The 12,843-nt window shown below is 41.8% G+C and carries 14 protein-coding genes and 1 pseudogene; 12 read left to right on the top strand and 3 right to left on the bottom strand.

Going from position 1 to position 12,843, the window contains the following annotated elements:
• The first annotated feature begins 1 nt into the window (after position 1).
• The 7 genes and pseudogenes from MKY54_RS22690 to MKY54_RS22660 all read left to right on the top strand — a co-directional run bounded on the left by MKY54_RS22690 (position 2) and on the right by MKY54_RS22660 (position 6,643).
• Positions 2-625: an HXXEE domain-containing protein gene (locus tag MKY54_RS22690; RefSeq protein WP_076194975.1), complete on the top strand. Its 624-nt coding sequence runs from the start codon at positions 2-4 to the stop codon at positions 623-625.
• A gap of 223 nt (positions 626-848) precedes the next feature.
• A complete protein-coding gene (locus MKY54_RS22685) occupies positions 849-2,033 on the top strand; it encodes a glycosyltransferase (protein ID WP_312150156.1) in 1,185 nt (394 codons plus the stop codon).
• A gap of 202 nt (positions 2,034-2,235) precedes the next feature.
• Positions 2,236-3,300, top strand: coding sequence for a serine hydrolase domain-containing protein (locus tag MKY54_RS22680; protein WP_312150155.1), 1,065 nt, complete (start codon positions 2,236-2,238; stop codon positions 3,298-3,300).
• Positions 3,301-3,414: 114 nt separating this feature from the next.
• On the top strand, positions 3,415-4,524 hold the full coding sequence (locus MKY54_RS22675; RefSeq protein ID WP_076281349.1) for a hypothetical protein: 1,110 nt from the start codon (positions 3,415-3,417) through the stop codon (positions 4,522-4,524).
• 154 nt (positions 4,525-4,678) lie between these two features.
• Positions 4,679-5,140 carry a GNAT family N-acetyltransferase gene (locus tag MKY54_RS22670; protein WP_076281350.1) on the top strand — a complete coding sequence of 154 codons (462 nt, stop codon included), beginning with the start codon at positions 4,679-4,681 and terminating at the stop codon, positions 5,138-5,140.
• Positions 5,115-5,870: pseudogene (locus MKY54_RS22665) on the top strand (amidase family protein); the annotation flags it as partial. The gene MKY54_RS22670 and the pseudogene MKY54_RS22665, both read left to right, overlap by 26 nt.
• Before the next feature lie 197 nt (positions 5,871-6,067).
• Positions 6,068-6,643, top strand: coding sequence for a dihydrofolate reductase family protein (locus tag MKY54_RS22660; RefSeq protein WP_076279205.1), 576 nt, complete (start codon positions 6,068-6,070; stop codon positions 6,641-6,643).
• A gap of 139 nt (positions 6,644-6,782) precedes the next feature.
• Here MKY54_RS22660 and MKY54_RS22655 read toward each other — a convergent pair whose 3' ends face one another.
• Complete coding sequence (locus MKY54_RS22655) at positions 6,783-6,980, bottom strand: hypothetical protein (protein WP_076130220.1); 198 nt, start codon at positions 6,978-6,980, stop codon at positions 6,783-6,785.
• A gap of 97 nt (positions 6,981-7,077) precedes the next feature.
• Between MKY54_RS22655 and MKY54_RS22650 the strand changes: the two genes are divergently transcribed.
• The 5 genes from MKY54_RS22650 (at position 7,078) to MKY54_RS22630 (ending at position 10,408) form a co-directional block, all read left to right on the top strand.
• Positions 7,078-7,701, top strand: a complete 624-nt coding sequence (locus tag MKY54_RS22650) for a hypothetical protein (protein WP_076217963.1) — start codon at positions 7,078-7,080, stop codon at positions 7,699-7,701.
• A gap of 23 nt (positions 7,702-7,724) precedes the next feature.
• The gene (locus MKY54_RS22645) at positions 7,725-8,075 is read left to right on the top strand and encodes an MmcQ/YjbR family DNA-binding protein (RefSeq protein ID WP_076217962.1); all 351 of its coding nucleotides are present in this window, start codon (positions 7,725-7,727) and stop codon (positions 8,073-8,075) included.
• A gap of 77 nt (positions 8,076-8,152) precedes the next feature.
• Positions 8,153-8,344 carry a hypothetical protein gene (locus MKY54_RS22640; RefSeq protein ID WP_076130223.1) on the top strand — a complete coding sequence of 64 codons (192 nt, stop codon included), beginning with the start codon at positions 8,153-8,155 and terminating at the stop codon, positions 8,342-8,344.
• 287 nt (positions 8,345-8,631) lie between these two features.
• Positions 8,632-9,096: a GNAT family N-acetyltransferase gene (locus tag MKY54_RS22635; RefSeq protein ID WP_339188015.1), complete on the top strand. Its 465-nt coding sequence runs from the start codon at positions 8,632-8,634 to the stop codon at positions 9,094-9,096.
• Between the two features lie 172 nt (positions 9,097-9,268).
• Entirely contained in the window at positions 9,269-10,408 is a 1,140-nt protein-coding gene (locus MKY54_RS22630; RefSeq protein WP_076302690.1) for a 5-methyltetrahydropteroyltriglutamate--homocysteine S-methyltransferase, read from the top strand.
• Positions 10,409-10,854: 446 nt separating this feature from the next.
• On the opposite strand, the gene MKY54_RS22625 is transcribed toward MKY54_RS22630, so the two are convergent.
• Both MKY54_RS22625 and MKY54_RS22620 read right to left on the bottom strand, forming a co-directional pair.
• Positions 10,855-11,796, bottom strand: coding sequence for an NAD(P)H-binding protein (locus tag MKY54_RS22625; protein WP_076217959.1), 942 nt, complete (start codon positions 11,794-11,796; stop codon positions 10,855-10,857).
• A 78-nt stretch (positions 11,797-11,874) separates the two neighbouring features.
• Positions 11,875-12,774, bottom strand: a complete 900-nt coding sequence (locus MKY54_RS22620) for a LysR family transcriptional regulator (protein WP_076130226.1) — start codon at positions 12,772-12,774, stop codon at positions 11,875-11,877.
• Between the last annotated feature and the right edge of the window lie 69 nt (positions 12,775-12,843).

Raw genomic sequence — 12,843 nt, 5'->3', positions numbered from 1 at the left:
AATGAATTTTTTAAGAAAATATTGGCAGGATATAGGACTATTCATTGGCATTGTTATATGCATGTATCTTCTAATGAATTGGGAAACAATACCGCGGATAAACAGCATATTATGGTTAAGCTTTGTGGCGATCCTTCTTCATCAATTTGAGGAATACCGCTGGCCAGGGTACTTTCCAGGCATATTCAATATAGCCCTTTTTAAAAGTGAATCCCCTGACAACTATCCATTAAATAAACAGTCGGCAATGATTATTAATGTGGTCATCGCCTATGTGTTCTACTTGCTCCCTGTATTCTTCCCGTCAGTAGTATGGCTGGGGATGGCACCTGTTTTAATGGGCTTTTTCCAAATCATTTTCCATGGAGTCGTCATTAATATAAGAGCAAAAAGCATGTATAATCCAGGATTAGTCTCCGCAATTTTTGTGCATTTGCCGGTGGGGATCTGGTACATCAACTACTTATATGAGCATCATTTAATAACCCTCTCAGACTGGATTTGGAGCGCAATTTATTTTGCCATAGCTGTTTATATTTTAATAGTGAAAGGAAATACATGGATGAAAAACAAAAACTCCATTCACAAATTTTCGCAAAAGCAATTATGGTCTTTTCATAAGTAGCTCCTCATAACCCACCAGAAGGTTCAGTTGGCCTTTAACTAAACACAGAACATTAATCCTATCGTTACTGGAGGTTGATGCACTGTGTTTTTTTCTGCGGATTTCTTCGTTTGCTTCGCGCTATGAAAATGTTGAAGTTAATATTCTGTTGAGGATCTCATCACTATCTGTTTACGATTCAGAGTTAGAGTTAGAGAAGGCCAAGCGAAAAAGGAGCTTTCTCATGAACACAGATCCTAAAGTGCTTATTGTAACTTCGGCATTTGGAGACGGGCATCTCAAAGTAGCAGAAGCGATTGATCATTCTTTTAGACGTAGAGGGATCAGCCGGATTGTCACCTTGGATCTTTTCGCTGCAGTCTACCCTACTCTGAATGAGCTGTCCCGCAGATTCTACCTGAACAGCACAGGTTATACTCAAGAATTTTATGGATTAGTGTACAAGTTGACGAGCAAGATGAACCCAGACCAGTTCATGGGCAGATGGATTCATTCTATGGGCAAGCGGAAAGTGCAAAGGATCATCGACGAGATCGGACCGGATATTATCATTCATACCTTTCCTTATTTGGCCGCTGCAGAGCTTGCATCAACAAAGGGGAGACGGATCCCCCTTTTCACTGTCATGACGGATTATGTGGTTCATGGCAGATGGCTTCATCCACAAACCACAAAGTATTTTATCGCTACGGAAAGCATGAAAGCAGAACTGATGTCATTAGGTATTGCTGAAGAAAAGCTTGTGGTTAGCGGGATTCCGATTCGTGAAGCTTTTGAACAGACTCAGGAACGTGAAGCCCTTTTACGTAAGCATGGACTAGATGGAAATCGGCATTATCTATTACTTGCGGCAGGAGCTTACGGCGTGTTGAGTGATATTAACCATTTAATAATGAGGGTGCTGCAGCTATCAAACTTCGATGTAATGGTATTGTGCGGGAATAATCATAAGCTCATGATGGCTACGGAAGAGCTTTTTCAAGGGAATCCTCGGGTACATATACGGGGTTATACAGAAGAAATGCAGGAGCTAATGTGCATATCCTCCTGTCTGTTGACCAAAGCAGGGGGGATTACCTTGACTGAGGCGATGGCTCTAGCACTTCCTGTAATTGTCTATCGTCCGCTCCCCGGGCAGGAGGCAGGCAATGCAGAATGGTTGTCTGAGCACAATTTAATAGAGATTGCCCGAAACGGGGAGCAGTTAGTAGAGCAGCTTCAGAGATTGGAGCATCCGGGGTACAGGGATGAAAAGGTGCAGGATATGAAGAACTTTTCCCGGAAATCAGCCGCGGATGCTATCGTTACTGAGTCTTTAGAGGTTATCAAGCTGCGGCAACCGTCTGTTTCAGCTGTAAAATCTATGATTGTTGAAGGGCAGGCGAAGACGATTCGTGGATATTATTAGCAAGGTAGGAAGACCACGCGTTGTGGGTCCTCTAATTGGAGGCTGGCTCGGAAGCTCGGGGAATGAATTGCTGCCTTTTCAAGTAAGCACCTGTTTATTTGATTATAATTATTTATTACCAGATAAAGGGTTGATAAGATGTTATTATTTGTATGGGTGAATTTATTGAAAATGGTGCTTTATTGTCATTGGGGAGGTCAAATTGTACACGAATCAGAAGTTAGAGGATATTTTGCATGAAATGCTAATCAAGTCTGTGGAAAATGAAAAGTTTCCGGGATTAGCGGCCGGAATCGTAAAGGACAACCAAGTTCTGTTTACTGGTGAATATGGGACGGCAAATTTATCGACGGGTGATCCTGTAGTTCGTGGCACTTTGTTTCACCAAGCCTCTGTCTCCAAAACCTTCGTAGCAACCGCCATTATGCAATTAGTTGAGCGTGGTAAGGTAGAATTGGATGCTCCCATCACTAAATATCTGTCATATTTTAAGTTAGAGGATGAGCGGTATCAAAATATAACAATAAGACAGCTTATGAATCATACCTCTGGTATGCCTGATGAGGAAGATTACGCGTGGGACCGCCCTGAATACGACGAGCAAAGTCTTGAACGATATGTAAAAGGGATAGGTCACCACAAGCTGTTAAGCCAACCGGGAGAGAAATTTGCCTATAGTAATATAGGATATGAGATCTTGGGAGATATGATAGCAAAAGTCAGCGATATGAGCTTCGAGCAGTATATGGAAAAAAATATTCTGAAACCGACAGGAATGCAGTCCAGTTCTTTTCTTAAACAGGAGGTTGAAGCTTATATTGCTGCACCTCATGTGCTTGGAGCTACCCATGAATGTGGTGGCTGCGTTAGTAGTGTTTTTCCATATAACAGGGCTCATGCACCTAGCTCCACTTTATATACCCATGCCGAAGATATGTGCCAATATCTGCTGATGCATCTAAACGGTGGAACAGCCGGGAACGGCAATGAAGTCCTCCAGCCAGGTAGCTATAATGAAATGTGGAAACCTCATGCACAAACGGGCTATGATTCGGAAAATGCACAGATAGGATTGGGCTGGTTTCTAGGAGAATATAAGGGTTCTCGTATTCTCTCACATTCCGGCTGGGATACTGGATTCTTAAGCAATCTGTTCCTGCTTCCTGATAAAAAAATCGCTATTTCTGTTATGAGTAATTGTGACTATGTCAACATGGGCAGTGTATGCTTCCCTATCCTTGATCTGTTGCTTGGCTCCAATATTTAAAACGAGTCTGTAAATGATTTTACAACTTCATAACAAGGGGCTTCGTACTTTATAACATTCGTATCTTAAAGTACATGTAAGTCAAGCCCACTTACACTATGGAGGTTATGAGAAATGAAGAGTAAAGATGTGAAATCAGCCCTCGGGGTGATCGCGATATCCAGTGGTCTGCTAGCCCTCACTGCTTTGGCAGTGCCCACAATCGTCGCTTATACTACAGTGAACCAGAATGTGTCTCAAGCGAACGTTTCCTACACGCAAGAACTCAACCAGAAGCCAGCTGTTCAACTGGCGAGCAGCCAGATCCCGGTACTTAAGGTTGCAACCAAAACACCGGTCTCGACGATCAAGTCGTATTTTGAGCGCACAGTCACTGCTGAAGAAATTAAGCAGATTAATGAGTATGCAGAGAAGGCCAGGCTCACTGGCAAGGATGAGCAGCTTACGCGGCAATTTTCGGACCAGGAGAATAAGCGGCGGATGTTATTGGATGATCAATACAAGTACGATGGCTTACGGCCCAAGCAGAAGCTACCTTTGAAATCAGGGAGTTCCGAATTTTATCTGGATCAAAGCAAATTTACCTATGTAATTCCTAAGCGCGAACTGACTGATGAAGAAATGCTGCAATTGATCGACTGGAATTATCGCTTTAATTATGTGGTAAGCCTCAATCTTGTCGTGGCACAGCCAGATAAGAAGGACATCAGTCAGGATGAAGCCCTACGCAGAGCAGAAGAGAGCGTAAGCCGTCTATTCGGTGTCGATCTCTCAAAGTTGCAGGCTCAGACCTCATATTATAAACCTTTTCCTGATTCGAAAGGGCAATGGTTCGTTAATTTTCTACCTTACCGTGCAGAGACACTGCGGGCTCAGGATAAGTCTTATTTCATGTATAATACGTTCGTGGATGCAAAGAGCGGGACCGTACTTGATACCACGATAGTGGACCTGTCCTATAAGAGAACTCCGATTACAGCCGCTATGAATAAACAGATTAGCCAGGATTCCAGCTGGCTTCAAGCCGCTAAATCCATTGTGGTGGACAAGCAGGGCGAGACCCGTGCGATAACCAGCTCCTCTATCATTAAAGACAGTGCATATGACAAAAGCGGAGTAGTAGCGGTCTTGGTCAAACTGAAAGACGGTAGCTCCTACACGGTAGAGCTGCGCTATCCGGAGAAGACTCTGCGCTGCCTGATCTATACACCGGTTTCCAAGTAATGAAGTGAACCAGCGTTATAAACTACTTTAGTATTTACAACCTACAGCAAGCCCGACTCGGGGCTTGCTGCTCTGCATTTTGAGAGCTGGTGGATGACTATTGTGAGAGCAGGCATGGGTATAGGAATTTCTTTTTACAAGAAGGGATGGTTAGATGCTAGATATTAAATCCTTACAAGAATGTCCTCTTCGCCAAAATGAGCTTATTGAGTATGTCAAAGAACGATGGCCAAAAGTACAACAAGTTGTGCTCCCCAATATACAAGAAAGTTTAATCTCAAAAGATGAGGAGTTTCCTTTTACATTTTTGCTGTTGAAACATGATGTAATCATCGGGTTTTATCAATTAATTGAGCAGGAATTTATAACTCGAAAAGATTTATCACCTTGGATTGCGCCATTGTTTATTGACGAAAGTGAGAGGGGTAAAGCACTGGGAGCCGTTTTGTTGGAGCATGCCAGAAAAATAGCTGGGCAACTAGGTTATGCAAAAGTCTACTTGGCGACGGATCATATTCTTTATTATGAGAAATATGGATTTAAGGAAATAGGTCTGGATAACTTCGAGTGGGGACGGCCCACCAAAATATATGAACATGACACTATTAACGTTTGACCAGAGTGGTCCCATGATAAACTCTATTATGGAAATGAATCCAGATGCGATTTATAGTGCCGAGGCATTAGATCAGGAAAGGAAATTAAGCGGAGCACGAAGTCTTCTACATGGTGTGCCTGTATTATTGAAAGGAAATATTGAAACGAATGATAAAATGCATATAACTGCGGGCGCATTAGCTTTGGAAAACCATGTTAGCTCGAACGATGCTTTTCTTGTCCAAAAACTAAGGGATGCTGGGGCCATTATACTTGCAAAAACAAATATGACGGAATGGGCAAATGGGATGTCATCATCCATGTGGGCTGGGTATAGCTCAATAGGAGGACAAACCAAAAATCCATACGGTGATCATTTTCCGGGAGGTTCCAGTACGGGTTCTGCCGCTTCCGTTGAAAATTACTTATATAACCTTCCGGCTCAACTTCCTGTCCATAACCTAAATGAATGGATGGAATGGAACGAGCGGAATTCGGAAAAGGCTTTGAAATATGGACAAGATATGCTGGACTATCGATCACAGCTAGATAAACCGTTGAATCATTCGGAATATATTGTAGAGTCTATCTCTGGCTTATATTATTCGCAAAATATGGGGATCGATCATGCTTTAGAAAAGTAAGGATTGGATGCAATCCTGTTTCCTGCTTATGTCGGAGCTGATTTAAGTGCTAGAGCAGGTTATCCAACTATAGCAGTGCCCGCAGGCTTTCAAGAGAATGGAAGAGCCTTACTTATTAATAGAAAAAGGTACATTTACAAACGAACGTATGTTTGCTAAAATGTTGATGTGGATAAAAATACCAAAGTGAAGAAAAAAGCGTTTGAGATTAGCAATCCATAAGAAACAACCCAAGTTGAATTCTGCTAAAATGTAGTTAATGTCTAATGTAGATATCCCTCATGAACAAAGGAGAACTGAAAATGAGAAAACTCGTTCTATTTCTTCACGCATCGCTTGACGGTTTTGTAGAAGGGCCGAATGGTGAAATGGACATTGGCTGGGTTTCCTACGATGCTGATCTGGAGAACCATGCGAAAGAAATTCTGAGTACTGCCGACACTGTCATTTGGGGACGTGGGACTTATCAGATGATGCACAGTTACTGGCCATCTGTCCCTTCGGACCCATCAGCTTCGCAGTATGAACGGAATCATGCCGAGTGGATCGAAAAGACAGCCAAAATCGTTTTTTCCACGACGCTGGAGAAAGTCGAATGGAATAATTCCAGACTCGTGAAAGAAGCTGTCGAGAAAGAGATCAATATCCTCAAACAGCAGCCCGGCAAGGATATGGTCATCCTCGGCAGTCCTAGATTCGCACACCACCTTATGCAGCTTGATTTAATTGATGAGTATAAAATTACGGTTTCTCCCGTCCTGATCGGTAAGGGATTGCCATTATTCCAAGGTCTCAAGGAGAAGAGAAATCTTAAGCTAATCGAAAACAAGACCTTTGATTCTGGAGCCATAGGTCTCGTTTACCAGACGGTAAGATAACCTTGTCACTTAAGGTGATTGCTCACGGGGAACGTTATTGGAACGACAACAGCGGCAGTCTAAGACTTTATTTATCAAGTCTTGGTCCGCCGCTGCTTCTTTTAATGGATCCAGTCTAATACTTTATTTTTACCAAACACTAATCAGATGTTGGTTCTTTCATAAACCATGAAATATGGGTGCATCGCTTACAAATAAGGATGGCAGCGTTTTTGTTCGCCCAGTCAAAGCCTAAAAATGATGCGCCGCTTGTGTTAAGCAGTTTATAATCCAGATCAAAAGTATCGTTTTGACAGCAAGGACAGATTATTGGTGCGCCTGCAGCACTGTATCTCATTTTAAAAACCTCCTGTGGATTTGTATAATACTTTAACGTATTTGAGGTTATTCAGGTTTCGTGCACTTGAACTTACTAGTTAATTTGGGGTGAAGTTATGTTTAGCTGGAAAAAAGCTTTGTCAAAGGTATGTGAACTTTATTTTTCATCCAAAATGAATTCGAATTTAGAATGGATCTTGGTTGGCTCGGTCGGTTCGGTTCTTCAGGGCTGTGAAATGACCCCAGGAGACGTTGATATTTATACAAGGAATAAGGAAGGGCTTGACCAATTTGCAGAACTTCTTAAAGAATTTTCCCTTTTGGATAAATGTGAATTTCCTCATGGGGATAACTGGTTATCTTCTTTAGAAGAACCTACATTCACTCAAACCTTTTCTTCGGGATTTTCTTGGACAAAAGGGAGTTGGATAATCGATGGATTTAAGGTGGAGGTTGTTCATATTTCCAATTCAGCTGGAATTCCTGATTCTATGGATGGTGGGGGGATATGGGAAGGTGGACAATTCATTTGGAGCCATTTCAAAAACGTGGAGATCGGACCGTATACTATTCCTACGGTTCCGTTAGAAATACAGTTAGAATCTAATTTAAGACGAAAAAGATCAGATAGGACACAAGCGATTATCGCTGCATTACAAAAAAATGGCTATGATAAAGAACTAATCGATAAAGCCTTATCAAAGGAACACTTATCTTATTTTTATTCCCAAATTGGTTAGGCTGAGAAGGCGAGGGACTGATTTTGACCCATAATATTATTGAATACTGTTTAAAAAAGAACGGAGCAACAAAGGACTATCCTTTCGGATTCGATCCATTGGTGATTAAGATTGCCGGTAAAATGTTCGCGCTTATTTTTGAGAATAAGGGGAATTCTGCTTACATAAATCTAAAATGTGATCCGGTGATTGCAGGGAACTTGCGAGAGCAGCATGAGAGCGTTCGGCCAGGATACCACATGAACAAAAAACACTGGAATACGATTGTTTTGGATGGCTCCTTACCAGAGTCGGATATCTATTTAATGATTGATCATTCTTACGATAGGGTTGTCCAAAATCTTCCCAAGAGCCTCCGACAAACGATCTACTGAATATGGCATTAATTTGTCGTTTAAATGGTAATGAACTGGTATAATATGGTTTATAATCATGGAAAGGAGTTGTTTTTATGTCTGACTTTTTTAATTCAGGACCTAATCCCAATATGACGGACCCTGGAGGCCATAAAGCAAACCATGATGTAAATGCGCAAAAATATCATACTGAAGGCGTTCCTGGATTTTGGAGCGAGGTAACCAATCTGTTGATCGTTGTGGCTATAATTGCCGTCATTTTTTTAGTTATAAGGTTTGTTTTATGATTACCCTGGTTTAGAGTGAAGATATTGACTTTTAGGAGGCGGTTCCATTGGTAACTATCATTAGGTGGACAGAATTTAGAAGGATAACGCCTACTCGTCCATAAACTGCGTATTTCCTTCTTAATGAGGGTACTAGATGCAAGAATATAACATTAGTATAATGAAAGACTTTTCAAAGCATTACATTGACCAAATCCGGATATTAGAACAACTTTGCAAGACGTCCGACAGGTCAAGTTTGAGGGTGGGTATAGAAAGCCTTAAGGAGAGCACCGTCTGAATTCCTCATGGTTTTTAATCGGGCACAAATCGCTGGATCAAGCCACTCCGGTTTAGTTGTGCGATTGGAAGAAGATCTGGATTTAGAGTTCATGGTTAAATGTTCATCACAAGCCTTTGGTAATTCAGAGTCCTGGACTAGGAATTATTTAACTCGTACAAGAGAACCGGCACGGATTACTTACATTGCTGTGGACAACATGATTCCGGTTGGGATGATCAGAGTCAATGATTTAGATACAAATACTGCGGTTATACATGATTTTTGTGTGCTTCCTTCGTGTCAAGGCAGAGGATACGGTCGTGAAATTCTTTCAGAGGTAGTTAAAATCTTGCGAGATCAGAAGAATACTCAGATTCGTCTTAGCGTGGTCACTCAAAATAGAAATGCATTATCCCTATATCAGTCGGTTGGGTTCGAGGTTACTGCGGAGTTTAATTACTATGTAATATCCGTCGATATGATTTGTTAAAGAAGAGGCGCTACTCATGCGCCTCTTTCTTTTTTGGCATGCCCTTCTAATTATCACGCTGAATCTAGCTATAGTTAATACTTATAACCTGCCATAGCGCATTGGTAGATCGGTATAGTCAGTCGGTTATGCTATATTAATTCTAATAATTTGTTTACGAGGAGATTAATATATGAGCATTCAGACCAAACCCCAAAAACGAACCGTTACTCCATTTCGATATGATATCGTGGGCAGCTTCCTGCGCCCCCAAGCGTTGAAAGAGGCTAGATTAAAATTCAAGAATGGTGAAATTACTGCCGAGCAGTTGAAGGAAGTAGAGAACGACGAAATCGTTAAGCTCGTGCAGAAACAAAAAGAGGTGGGTCTTCAAGCGGTAACCGATGGTGAATTCCGCCGCTCTTGGTGGCACCTCGACTTCTTCTGGGGACTTGACGGTGTAGATCGGACAATTATTGACCAAGGTTACCAATTTAACGGTGCAGAGTCCAGACCAGAAACAGCCCGACTGACCGGGAAAATAAGCTACAGCAGCCATCCTTTTGTTTCGCATTATGAATTTTTAAAAGATGCTGCTGGTGAGGACGTTGTTGCGCGTCAATCGATTCCTGCGGCTGCACAATTCCTGTTCGAGCTAGATCGGGCGGAAAACAAAGAAAGCACAAATGAATTATACCCGAATCGCGAAGAGCTTATCTCGGATATTGCCAAAGCATACAAAGCATCGATTCTTGCCTTCTATGCAGCGGGCTGCCGCAGTATTCAAATCGACGATTGTACGTGGGGAGCGCTTTGCGACGAACAGTTTATAGCGTTTATGAATCAGATTGGCGTGAACGTAGCTGAATATGCAAGCGAACTTGCAAAATTGAATGAGGAAGTTGTAACCGGTCTGCCGGAAGATCTTGTTGTAACGACCCATGTATGCCGGGGCAATTATGTTTCGACTTATGCTGGAGTAGGTGGAGGTTACGAGCCTATCGCGCAAACGCTTCTTAATATCAATAACTACTCGGGTTATTATCTGGAGTTTGATACCGAACGTGCAGGCGACTTCAAGCCATTGCGCTTCTTGAAAGACAATCAGCAGGTTGTGTTAGGTCTGTTCTCATCCAAATTTGGTGAGCTTGAAAGCAAGGAGGATATTCTGAAGCGTATTGAGGAAGCGAAGCAATATGTTGATCTAAACCGGATTTGCCTTAGCCCGCAATGTGGCTTTGCTTCCACGGAAGAAGGCAACCACCTGACTGAAGAGCAGCAATGGCGTAAGCTTGCTTATATTAAAGAAATTGCTGAAGAGATCTGGAACTAACTCTAATTAAAAAGTAGACAGAGATAAAGATAATGCACCTTTAGCCATTCGGATGTTCATCCGTACGGTTAAAGGTGCATTTTGTTCTACAGCGAGTTTACCGATATACTTGGCCAGTTCTATCTATACTGTGATGGAGGATTAGGGAAAACTTCCCTAATAAAAGCCGATAATTGCTCTAAATGAATGAAATAAAGGAATAACTTCCTAAAAACAGAGCAATATCAAGATTTACCGTCAAATCAGTCGAATTTCAGGGAGGAATCCCCTGATTATTAGTCTGGTGACCAGAATCCTCAGAATATTTGGGAGGAATTCCCTGATTATCTCCAGGGCGAGCATATGATTGAGCTTTACGGAGTTTTTGTGCCACGCTCAATATAAAAGAAATCACCCCCGTTTAATAAACGGGGGTGATTTAGCCTAAGAAGTAAGAGTGGCAGCTTTTAATTGTCTTTAGAGTGTCTTTCGCCAACCTGGAATTCATCGGCATGTTCAAACATATATTTCACGGTCAGAGGGTCTTGACCAGTAAGTTGTTTGAAGTCGTCCGTATAAACATCCATTTTTCCTTCACGAATAGCTTGTCCGAAAGTAACCATACCTTCTGAAGAAAAGGGTGCTTCGGAGCCTTCTTTAAATGCACCATCGGTGGTTCTAGGCACGCCCATTGCTTCGAATACGGCATAATTTTCTTCATCCGTATTTTCTTTGTAGGTGATATGATTGCCCGTTACTTCGTTACCAATCTTAATGAAGTCGGTAATTGTCATCAATTCAAGCCCGTTGATATTTAGAATCGCTTCCTGATAGTTATTGGAGGCTAGGGCATACGCAACGGCTTTTGCGCAATCCTTCCGCGAGATATAAGCCATTTTACCGTCACCTTGATTGTTTGTTAATACCCCGTCACCCTTCACATACGTAAAGTAATTGGTTATCATGGCTTCCGCGTATTGGGAATTCCGAAGGAAGATATAGTCTAACCCAACGCTTTGAATATAACGTTCGGTATACACATGGTCAATTTTTTCTACGCTTGGATTGCTTTCATCGGCTGCGTTGACCAAAGAAGTATAAATGATCTGTTTGACTCCAGCTTCTTTTGCAGCATCAACCACATTTTTTTGTGCATTTTGACGTTTCTCTCCAACAAAAGGCATGGAGATTAGAGCGAGTTTATCGGCATGAGCAAAAGCTTCGGCAAGGCCTTCCTTGTTATTAAAGTTGGTCACATGTGTTTCAATCCCTTGTTCCGCATATTCTTTCAAACATGCCGGATCGTAAGCGCAAAAAATGATTTGGTCTTTATCTACCAGCTCCAACAAGTATTCCGCAGCTTGCTTCCCTAGATTTCCATCGACACCAGTCAACAATAATTTACCCATGATCGTTGTCACTCCTTGTGGATATGATTTATACCCTTATAGTATGTGAAAAAAAGAACATAGTCTAACACATAAAACTTATGGTCGATTGCTAAATCCAATTTGGATTTGTTGCAGGAAGGAGGGCAAGGCCGGGTTTGTATTATTTTTGAGATAACCTGCTTCGATTGCAAAGGTATGGTGTGAATCATCTAAAGGAATTAGCCGGACTTCATCTTGAAGATAAGCGAGCTGATAGTTATCCGGGAAAAAGCCAATCAAATTCTCCGTGATGATATAAAACAATTCTGTCTCCACATCGTCTGCGGTTCGAAGAATATTCGGCTGATAGCCGTCTTCAATTGCATGCTGGATCATTAGATGATAAGAGTTTCCAATAGCTGTTGGATTCAGCATGACTAGGGGATGTTCATATAACTCCTCTTTGGCGATCGATTCATGATGAAAGAGAGGATGGTGATGACTCACAGCCGCACAATAACGTCCCTTATATAAGGGATAGGTTACAATGTCCTCTTTTCCCTGAAACTCGGAATCAAAGGCAATAGCCACGTCGTAAATCCCTTTTAGCAAGTATTCTGCAATATCTTTTAGCAATACTTTATTCAGTTCCAGCTTAATATTCGGATGATGATCCTGAAACGAGGGAATCAATTTCAACAAACTTTGGATATCCGTCATCGCCGCATATTCGATACTCAGGGATTGCGTATTATACTTTTGAAAGTTTTCCATGCTCAGCTTCATATGGTTATATTGCTTCCAGAGGATGAGAGCTTCGCCATAGAAAAGCCATCCGGCTTTGCTTGGCTCGATAGGGATCTGCTTTCTGTCAATTAATTGAATGTTGAATTCCTCTTCAAGCGCGGCGATTTGTTGACTAATGGTGGTCTGCGAAACATAGTTCTTTTTAGCTGTTTCCGTAAAATTTCTGCATTCCACGAGATCGATAAAATATTTAATCCTTCTTATGTTCATAGTATCCTCCGCCTGCCGCTGTTTGCTTTTATTATAACCCAGAAAGTAACAAAGAGAGCCTCGTTTAGA

Source organism: Paenibacillus sp. FSL P2-0121 (genome assembly GCF_037975345.1).
GTDB lineage: Bacteria > Bacillota > Bacilli > Paenibacillales > Paenibacillaceae > Paenibacillus_AQ > Paenibacillus_AQ odorifer.
Note: the sequence above shows the minus strand (reverse complement) of the source record. Positions and strands in the feature narration are given on the sequence as shown.

What these genes read in the sequence shown, in the direction of transcription:
- MKY54_RS22630 (WP_076302690.1), top strand. Translation starts at nt 9,269, where the DNA reads ATGAGCATTCAGACCAAACCCCAAAAACGAACCGTTACTCCATTTCGA.
- MKY54_RS22660 (WP_076279205.1), top strand. Translation starts at nt 6,068, where the DNA reads ATGAGAAAACTCGTTCTATTTCTTCACGCATCGCTTGACGGTTTTGTA.
- MKY54_RS22655 (WP_076130220.1), bottom strand. Translation starts at nt 6,980, where the DNA reads ATGAGATACAGTGCTGCAGGCGCACCAATAATCTGTCCTTGCTGTCAA.
- MKY54_RS22620 (WP_076130226.1), bottom strand. Translation starts at nt 12,774, where the DNA reads ATGAACATAAGAAGGATTAAATATTTTATCGATCTCGTGGAATGCAGA.
- MKY54_RS22670 (WP_076281350.1), top strand. Translation starts at nt 4,679, where the DNA reads ATGCTAGATATTAAATCCTTACAAGAATGTCCTCTTCGCCAAAATGAG.
- MKY54_RS22640 (WP_076130223.1), top strand. Translation starts at nt 8,153, where the DNA reads ATGTCTGACTTTTTTAATTCAGGACCTAATCCCAATATGACGGACCCT.
- MKY54_RS22650 (WP_076217963.1), top strand. Translation starts at nt 7,078, where the DNA reads ATGTTTAGCTGGAAAAAAGCTTTGTCAAAGGTATGTGAACTTTATTTT.
- MKY54_RS22690 (WP_076194975.1), top strand. Translation starts at nt 2, where the DNA reads ATGAATTTTTTAAGAAAATATTGGCAGGATATAGGACTATTCATTGGC.
- MKY54_RS22635 (WP_339188015.1), top strand. Translation starts at nt 8,632, where the DNA reads ATGGTTTTTAATCGGGCACAAATCGCTGGATCAAGCCACTCCGGTTTA.
- MKY54_RS22685 (WP_312150156.1), top strand. Translation starts at nt 849, where the DNA reads ATGAACACAGATCCTAAAGTGCTTATTGTAACTTCGGCATTTGGAGAC.
- MKY54_RS22675 (WP_076281349.1), top strand. Translation starts at nt 3,415, where the DNA reads ATGAAGAGTAAAGATGTGAAATCAGCCCTCGGGGTGATCGCGATATCC.
- MKY54_RS22625 (WP_076217959.1), bottom strand. Translation starts at nt 11,796, where the DNA reads ATGGGTAAATTATTGTTGACTGGTGTCGATGGAAATCTAGGGAAGCAA.